6 protein-coding genes are annotated in these 8181 nt (G+C 38.8%); 1 reads left to right on the top strand and 5 read right to left on the bottom strand.

Annotation, left to right across the window (positions count from 1 at the left end; translation table 11 throughout):
- Positions 1 to 182: 182 nt before the first annotated feature.
- The 5 genes from M1G14_RS10340 to M1G14_RS10320 all read right to left on the bottom strand — a co-directional run bounded on the left by M1G14_RS10340 (position 183) and on the right by M1G14_RS10320 (position 6682).
- A complete protein-coding gene (locus tag M1G14_RS10340) occupies positions 183 to 1109 on the bottom strand; it encodes an ATP-binding cassette domain-containing protein (protein ID WP_049523048.1) in 927 nt (308 codons plus the stop codon).
- 10 nt (positions 1110 to 1119) lie between these two features.
- On the bottom strand, positions 1120 to 2187 hold the full coding sequence (locus tag M1G14_RS10335) for an ABC transporter ATP-binding protein (protein WP_003004369.1): 1068 nt from the start codon (positions 2185 to 2187) through the stop codon (positions 1120 to 1122).
- An 11-nt stretch (positions 2188 to 2198) separates the two neighbouring features.
- Positions 2199 to 3125: an oligopeptide ABC transporter permease OppC gene (gene oppC / locus M1G14_RS10330; protein ID WP_023919302.1), complete on the bottom strand. Its 927-nt coding sequence runs from the start codon at positions 3123 to 3125 to the stop codon at positions 2199 to 2201.
- On the bottom strand, positions 3125 to 4624 hold the full coding sequence (locus tag M1G14_RS10325; protein ID WP_023919303.1) for an ABC transporter permease: 1500 nt from the start codon (positions 4622 to 4624) through the stop codon (positions 3125 to 3127). Before M1G14_RS10325 ends, oppC begins: the two co-directional genes overlap by 1 nt.
- A gap of 72 nt (positions 4625 to 4696) precedes the next feature.
- Complete coding sequence (locus M1G14_RS10320; protein WP_247926577.1) at positions 4697 to 6682, bottom strand: peptide ABC transporter substrate-binding protein; 1986 nt, start codon at positions 6680 to 6682, stop codon at positions 4697 to 4699.
- A 205-nt stretch (positions 6683 to 6887) separates the two neighbouring features.
- On the opposite strand from M1G14_RS10320, the gene M1G14_RS10315 reads away from it, so the two are divergent.
- Complete coding sequence (locus M1G14_RS10315; protein WP_049523047.1) at positions 6888 to 8129, top strand: serine hydrolase; 1242 nt, start codon at positions 6888 to 6890, stop codon at positions 8127 to 8129.
- Positions 8130 to 8181 lie beyond the last annotated feature (52 nt).

The following is an 8181-nucleotide window of genomic DNA, read 5'->3' as shown; positions in this document are numbered from 1 at the left end:
ACCTTAGTTATAGCGCCCTGCACATTGGTTCGTCTTGTTCAGTTTTCAAAGGTCTTTGTCGCTCTCGCGCGACAACTGTATTAGTATATCATGACCTACTCTTACTGTCAACACTTTTTTAAAAAATTTTTTATTTTTTTGAAAGTTTTTTTGAAAAAAAGAAAATAGAGAGGGAATCCTCTCTATTTATATTCTTGTCTGTATTTGTTTTCTTCAGCTTTGTTAGCCCATACATAATGACCTGGTTTAATTTCAACCATTTGTGGTTTATCTTCAGAGTAATCATGTTGTTCTGGATCATAGATTTTTAGAACTTTTTTACGTTCTAGAATTGGATCTGGAATTGGGACTGCTGAAAGTAGGGATTGAGTGTATGGATGGATTGGGTGGTTAAATAGTTCTTCAGTTTCTGCCACTTCTACAATAACCCCTTTATAGATAACTGCAATACGGTCAGAAATGAAGCGTACAACTGACAAGTCATGGGCGATAAAGAGGTAGGTCAAGCCTAATTCTCTTTGGAATTTTTTCAAAAGGTTCAAGACCTGTGCACGTACTGAAACGTCAAGAGCTGAGATTGGTTCATCCGCAATGACAAATTCTGGTTCCATGACAAGTGCACGGGCAATACCGATCCGTTGACGTTGACCACCTGAGAATTCGTGAGGATAACGTGTCAAATGTTCTGCTAGAAGCCCAACTTCATGCATAATATTTTTTACTTTTTCCTGACGTTCTTCTTCGCTGTTAAACAAATGGTGGTTGATCAAACCTTCAGAGATAATATAATCAACTGTTGCACGTTCATTCAAACTTGCTGCTGGGTCTTGGAAGATCATTTGAATTTTACGGATCAACTCTGATTTTTCACTATGAGAGTTTTTTCCGTTGATCTTGCGACCGTCATAAATAATTTCTCCAGCACTTGTATCATTCAAACCGATGATCGCACGCCCAATTGTTGTCTTACCACTTCCTGATTCACCAACAAGAGAGAAAGTTTCTCCCTTATTAATGAAAAAGTTGGTGTTCTTTACAGCAACGAATTTTTTACTTCCTTCACCGAAGGAAATTTCTAAATCTTTAATTTCAACTAATTTTTCAGTCATTTCCTTCCTCCTATTCTGTAATGTGAGTGAAGCCCATTTTTGAGCCAATCTTTTCGTGAAGGTTTTCGATTACTTCTGGTTTATGAACTGTTGGTGCATCTGGATGGAGCAACCATGTCTTAGCCCAGTGAGTATCGGTTACTTTGAAAGCAGGTGCCTCTTCTTCAAAATCAATCTGCATTGCATAGTCTGAACGAAGTGCGAAGGCATCTCCTTTGATTGGAGCATACAATGATGGCGGAGTTCCTGGAATAGAGTAAAGATCACCATCTGAGGTTGACAATTGAGGCAAGCTTGAAAGCAAGCTCCATGTGTATGGATGTTTTGGATCGTAGAAAATTTCTTCTACTTTACCAAACTCAACAATTTCTCCAGCATACATAACGGCTACTTTATCTGCAATACTTGCAACCACACCTAAGTCGTGGGTGATAAAGATAACTGTAAATTGGTATTCTTTTTGAAGGGATTTCAACAAATCAATGATTTGCGCTTGAATGGTTACGTCTAGGGCTGTTGTTGGTTCGTCACAGATTAAGATATCTGGACGGCAGGCCAAGGCGATGGCAATAACGATCCGTTGACGCATCCCACCTGAATATTGGAATGGATACTCATCAAAACGACGTTCCGCATCTGGAATTCCAACTTTCTCCATATAGTCCAAAGCCATTTCTTTAGCTTCTTTAGCTGTTTTCCCTTGGTGTTTGATAATGACTTCTGTAATTTGTGAACCAATTGTGTTGATTGGGTCCAAACTTGTCATTGGGTCTTGGAAAATTGTAGCGATCTTAGATCCACGAATATTTTCCCAATCTTTATTCGATTTCAAATCTGTCAATTCTTGACCACGGTATTTAATCGAACCTTGGGCAATACGGCCATTATCTTCTAACATTCCGGTGAACGTCTTTGTCAAAACTGATTTCCCTGAACCTGACTCACCAACCAAGGCAAGAACTTCACCTTCTACTAGCTCAAGCGATACGCCACGAATGGCTGTCAGTACGCGATCGCGCACGTCAAATTCCACTACGATATCTTGAGCAGATAAAATAATATTGTTATTTGATGTCATATCTACTCCTCCTATCTATGTGTACGTGGGTCGCTGGCATCGGCCAAGTTTTGTCCGACGATAAAGAATGACAAGGATACTAAAATCAAAACAGTAAGTGGAATCCAGAATAGGTAGGCATTTGTAGTTACGTTTTGAGAATAGTCAGAAATCAACCGTCCCAAACTTGGAACTGTGATTGGAAGACCAAGTCCGAAGAAGGAAAGGAAAGCTTCGTAAGAAATAAAACTTGGTAACATTTGTGATGTCTGGGTCACGATTACAGATACCAATTGAGGTAAAATATTTTTCGTAACAATTTTCAACGTTGGTGTTCCTAATGTTCGACTGGCCAAGTTGTACTCCAAATCACGGTAACGCATGATTTGAACACGAATCATGTAGGCAATTCCGATCCATCCTGTTAAGGACATGGCAAGAATCAAATTCCAGAAACCAGATCCCATTGAGTAAGTCAAGACGATAACGATCAACATAAATGGAATGTTTGAAATAACGTTATAAACTTCCATCATGATACGGTCGATGGATTTTGAGATTCCCCAAATTCCACCAACGATGACTCCGACCACCACGTTAATAACAGTTGCGATAAAGGAAATGATAATCGAATTTCGAGCACCAAACCAAACTCCATCAAAGAGGGATTTACCGTTGTTATCTGTACCAAAGAAAGCTTTGGCACTTGGTGGATTCAAACGTGCTGAAAAGTCATTTACCTTACTTACGTCGTTGTAATCAAAATTTGAAAACATCGGGTAGATAAAACTCATCAAGAGAATCCCAATCAAAACAGCAAGCATAATGATCGTGGTTCTTTTTTTAAAGAATTGTCTGAATACAGATTTCCAGTATGAATACGCTGGAGCATCGATTACTTCAGAGGCAAAGTCATCGCGTTTTACAAACTGAAATTTATTTTTATCGATTGTAGCCATTATTTGCCTCCTTTCGTATTCGTTAATTTAATCCGTGGATCAAGCACTGTCATCAAGATATCACCTAACATGGCAGCAAAGATACCAAGCGATGTGAAGATGAAGACAAGTCCGATAACCATGGTGTTGTTTGATGCTTTAATAGAGTCAATCAACATTTTACCCATACCTGGGAAAGCGAAGACTGTTTCAGTAAGTGTCGCACCTGAGATAACTCCAATAATAGATGTCGGAATACCAGATACCAATGGAACCATCGCATTTTTGAAGATGTGTTTTTTTGAAATCTCACGTTCTGACAATCCTTTTGAACGAGCAAAACGGACGAAATCTTGTGAATGGATATCGATCATGTAACGACGAATCCAAACGGCGTTAAATGGTGCACTCAATAAACCAAGAATCAGAGACGGCAATACATATGAACGCCAGTCCTGTGCTCCAAGAACTGGGAATGAGTCTGGAAGCCCAAAGAATGAACCTGCTAAACGGACAATGTAGACCGAAGCAATGGTTGGAAGAGACATCATAAATGTCAAAGCAGCTGTTGAGATGCTATCAAACCATGAGTTCTTGAACAGAGCCATGTAAGATCCTAATGGGATCGCAATCAAATAAGAAATTGCAATACCAATCAAACCAATGATTGAAGAAGATGCAATCATGGATGGATTCTCATAGTTGCTCAACGTTGCTGTATAAGCGTCCCCTTTACCAAATCGACTGATATCTTGTGAGTCTGCCTTACTTGGTGATTTGTAGGTACGTGAGTAGATATCGATGGAAGATGTCTTTTTACCTGTTGGGAAGTTCACTTCACTCTTCTTAGTTGTTCCTTGTCCTTGGGTAATAACTTGAAGAACAGGGGTATTTGAATAAGTTGGATATGAATTTCCAAGGTTTAAGGTCACAAAGTTTTGGTGTACATATGGGAATTGACCATTAAAGTACAAGAGGTATTTGTGTTTCGTACCAGAACCTACAACTGACCAACCAATAGACGGATCATTTTCAATACGGATATAGCGTTTGAGGTTTGGATTTGAAGCATCTTTCACCCAACCTGGATGATCAAATTGAATCAAATTCGCATAGAAGCTGACGACACGTTCAAAAACTGGAATTTCACGCACCGCATAGAAAGACTTACTTTCTGGGAAACGTTTCAACTGCCAACCATGACCTAATTTGTTAATGTATTCCTTATAGATCTTTTCATTAGCAGTTGTCGCATCAACTGTTACAGAAGAATCTTCTTTACTTGCTTTTTGTTGCAAGCTCTTTGAATCCATGTATTCCAAATAACCCATGCGATCGTAGACAGTATTTTCGTAGTTGATCTTCGAATCTTTTGTCTTCGCTACTTTATTGTAGTTGGGGTCATTTTTAAAGATGAGATTTCTCGGTGTTAGCGTATAGATAATCATGTAGGTTAATGTCGTGACGAGAAAGATCGACACTAACGAACGCAAAATACGCATAAAAACATATTTTTTCATATTTCATTCCTTTAATGTCCAAAAGAACTTTCTCCCCTAGAAGAGAAAGTTCTAATGAAAAGCAATAATTAATTATTTAACGTGTTTTTCAAGATCTTGTTGAGCTTTTTTGTTTGACTCAGCTTTTTCTTTTTGCCATTTTTCACGTGCTTGTTCGTATTGTTTCTTAGTAACAGGTTCATCTTGAACTTCTACATATTTGAAGTAAGCAGATCCTTTGTTACCTGTTTGAGCTGATGGGCCAGAGAATGGAACCACTTTAGAAACAACTGTTGCTGCGCCTGTGCTTGACATTGTTGGGATTACCAAGGCACTATCACTCAACCAAGCTTGAGCAGTAGCATATTTTTCGTAACGTTTAGCTACATCAAGTGATTCGCTATTAGCATCTGCAAGAAGTTTCGCATACTCATCCAAGCCAACTGCTTTGGCTGAAGCATTATCTACACCACCTGCAAAACCAAGGTAAACTTTTGTTTGGTCTTCTGATGATGGTTGAAGAGTATCAAGGTAAGTTGATGGATCATCGTAGTCTGGGTTCCATCCGACCAATCCTTGAAGATCCCAATCTGCATCTGCAGCTGATGGAACATTCAATGTGATGTTCAACACTTCGTCTTGGTCCATCATTTGAAGGTCAAGAACGACATTGTCTTTACCAAGAGTATTTTCCACTGTTTGTTTCAATGATTGCATCCGTGAAACAAAGTTTGTAGAGTTTTGTGCTACTGGTACGTCAATATGAATTGGGAATTGAACGCCATCTTTTTGAAGTTCAGCTTTTGCTTTTTCAAGTTGTGCTTTTGCTTTGTCTTTGTTGTAAAGACCGTCTTGACCATCTGCAAGGTTGACACCTTTCCATTGGTCTCCATAAGTAGTCAACTTATCTGCAACCACATCTCCAAAGTCTTTCCCATTAACTTGTACAAAAGCAGGAGCTGTATAGGTATTACGGATAGCTGGTTTAGCAAATGCTTTACTATTTACTTGCGCTGAATAGTTTTCACGATTCAAGGCAAAGGTGATAGCTTGACGGAAATCTTTGTTTAAGATTGCTTTCTTAGTAGAAGATTTTTCAGCATCTGATTTCTTAGCTGTGTGTTTGTAAGATTGACGATCAATGTTGAAACCAAGGACTGCTACACCTGAACCAGCCGGTGTGTTGTAAATGTTGTCTTTGTATTTTTTAGATACAGTTGCAAAGTTTGAACTTGCCGGGAAAAGACGAGCAGCTGTATAAGCACCATCAGAGAAACCACGCGCCAATGAATCTTGGTCTGATCCATCATAATAAGTGAGTTTCACTTCTTTAAGGTGAACATTTTTCTTATCCCAGTAGTTGTCATTCTTTTCAAATACAACAGATGATTTTGAAGTGATTGATTTAAGAAGGAAAGGTCCGTTTGCAAGGATTGATTTCACATCGTTTGGTTGACCAAAATCATCTCCCTTACTCTTCAAGAACTCTGTGCTAATTGGGAACAAGATTCCGTTTGTTGTTTTAGAGTTCCAGAAGGTTTCAGGTTTATTCAATGTATATTGAAGTGTGTAATCGTCAACAGCTTTGACACCAACTTGGCTAAAGTCTGTAGTTTTTCCTTGTACATAATCATCCAAGCCTTTGACAGAACCTTGAACAAGTGAAAGGGTTTCAGATTTTTTATCAGCAGCGTGTTTCAAACCAGTTACGAAGTCTTTGGCAGTCACTTCACCATGTTCTTCACCATCTGCATCGTACCATTTAACACCCTTACGAATTTTGTAGGTATAAGTCAAACCATCTTTTGAAACAGACCAATCTTCCGCAAGTGATGGTACGAGATTACCATACTTGTCATTTGCCATCAAACCATCTACGACGTTTGTAGTGATATCATGTGTAGCAGCTTTAGAAGACACAGTGTAGTCCAAAGTTTGAGGATCATCTGTGTAGACATAACCATAGTTTTTGTCTTCGCCTGAGCTTGCTTTGCTAGTATTTGAACCAGAACATGCAGCCAACAATCCAGCTGCAAGGAGTGTTACTCCGGCAACTGCGAATACTTTACCTTTTTTCATAGGAATTCTCCAATAGTTTTTTTAGATTTGTTTAAGATTATATCACAAGTAGAAAAAAAAGTAAACTAAATTTTCTGAATATTTGCTTCAACCCCATCCAAAAACCTTGTTATGATTGACTTTTTAGCCTAATTGATGATTTTACGATTTTCCATTGATCATTTGTATGATACAATAGAGAGGACTAAGCAACGAGGAAACAACTGTGAAAAAATTCTTTCTTTCTTTTTTAACCTTCATGCTGCTGTTATGCAGTTTACCTTATCAAGTCGTTCTAGCAGATGATCTGGATCTTCCTGCTCAAAGCGCTATTGCTGTTGAAGCTGATACAGGTAAAATCTTATATGAAAAGGATTCAGAGAAAAAGCGAGATGTGGGGGGACTATCTACACTCTTGACCACTTATCTGATTTTCGAAGCCATTCATGAAAAAAAACTTTCTCTAAAAGATCCTATCAAATTGTCTGAGAAAGCTCTGGCCTTAAATGATATCGAAGGTGCTGGTACTCTTCCTATGGAAGCGAACCAATATACGGTTGATCAGTTATTGACTGCTCTTTTAGTTGGAAATTCTAGCACTGCCGCCTTCGCCTTAGCTGAGAAAGTGGGTGGCTCCGAAAAAAGCTTCGTTGAAAAAATGAAGCAAAAACTTGCTGAATGGGGCATTCAATCTCCTCATTTAATTAATGCTACCGGATTAAATACTCAAACCATCAGCGGAGATCCTGACGGGAAAGAAGACGAAAATCAATTGAGTGCTTATGATATTGCTGTTATTGCCAAGCACTTACTCCAGGATTTTCCTGAAGTGACCAAATATACTTCAAAACCCACTGCTCTTTTTTCAAACACGCAGATTGAAAACCCCAACCTAATGCTAGAAGGGATGCCGAATTACCGTTCTGGAGTCGACGGCCTTCGAGTCAGCAACTCCACCAAAGGAGGAATTACCTTTGCTGCATCAACGACGCAAAATGGTATCCACATAATCACAGTTGTCTTAGGAGTTGAAGCAGTTGACGGTGATCCTTATGCACGCTTTGTAGCAACTTCATCACTGATGAATTACGTGGTACGAACCTTTGTTTCTTCCATTGTCGTAAAGAAAGGAGATACCTATGGAAAAAGTAAGGTCGCCATTACGGATGGGAAGTTTGAGTCCGTTTCGGCTGTTGCCAAAAAAGACTTCTATGTCGTGGTAAAACAAGGCAATCAAACTGAACCTAAGATCCAATTCAAAAGTAGTCAAAACCAATTCAAAGCCCCTGTAAAATCTGGAGATGATGTTGGAATTCTCCAATACTCAGATCCAAATAAAATCGGGCGAGGCTACTTAGAAGATCAAGAGCCGACAGTCGATATGGTAGCAGGAAAAACCGTTGAGAAAAGCTTTTTCTTAAAGGTTTGGTGGAATCAATTCGTCCGTTATGTCAACGAAAAATTATAATCAAAAATCACAATGGAGTCAAATCCATTGTGATTTTTGATTGATGAAAATG

This window comes from Streptococcus parasanguinis (assembly GCF_023109675.1).
Taxonomy (GTDB): Bacteria; Bacillota; Bacilli; order Lactobacillales; family Streptococcaceae; genus Streptococcus; species Streptococcus parasanguinis_I.
The sequence above is the reverse complement of the archived record's forward strand: the minus strand, read 5'-3'. Positions and strand labels throughout refer to the sequence as shown.

Coding starts and splice junctions, on each gene's coding strand:
- oppC (WP_023919302.1), bottom strand. CDS start 3,125: ATGGCTACAATCGATAAAAATAAATTTCAGTTTGTAAAACGCGATGAC.
- M1G14_RS10340 (WP_049523048.1), bottom strand. CDS start 1,109: ATGACTGAAAAATTAGTTGAAATTAAAGATTTAGAAATTTCCTTCGGT.
- M1G14_RS10325 (WP_023919303.1), bottom strand. CDS start 4,624: ATGAAAAAATATGTTTTTATGCGTATTTTGCGTTCGTTAGTGTCGATC.
- M1G14_RS10320 (WP_247926577.1), bottom strand. CDS start 6,682: ATGAAAAAAGGTAAAGTATTCGCAGTTGCCGGAGTAACACTCCTTGCA.
- M1G14_RS10335 (WP_003004369.1), bottom strand. CDS start 2,187: ATGACATCAAATAACAATATTATTTTATCTGCTCAAGATATCGTAGTG.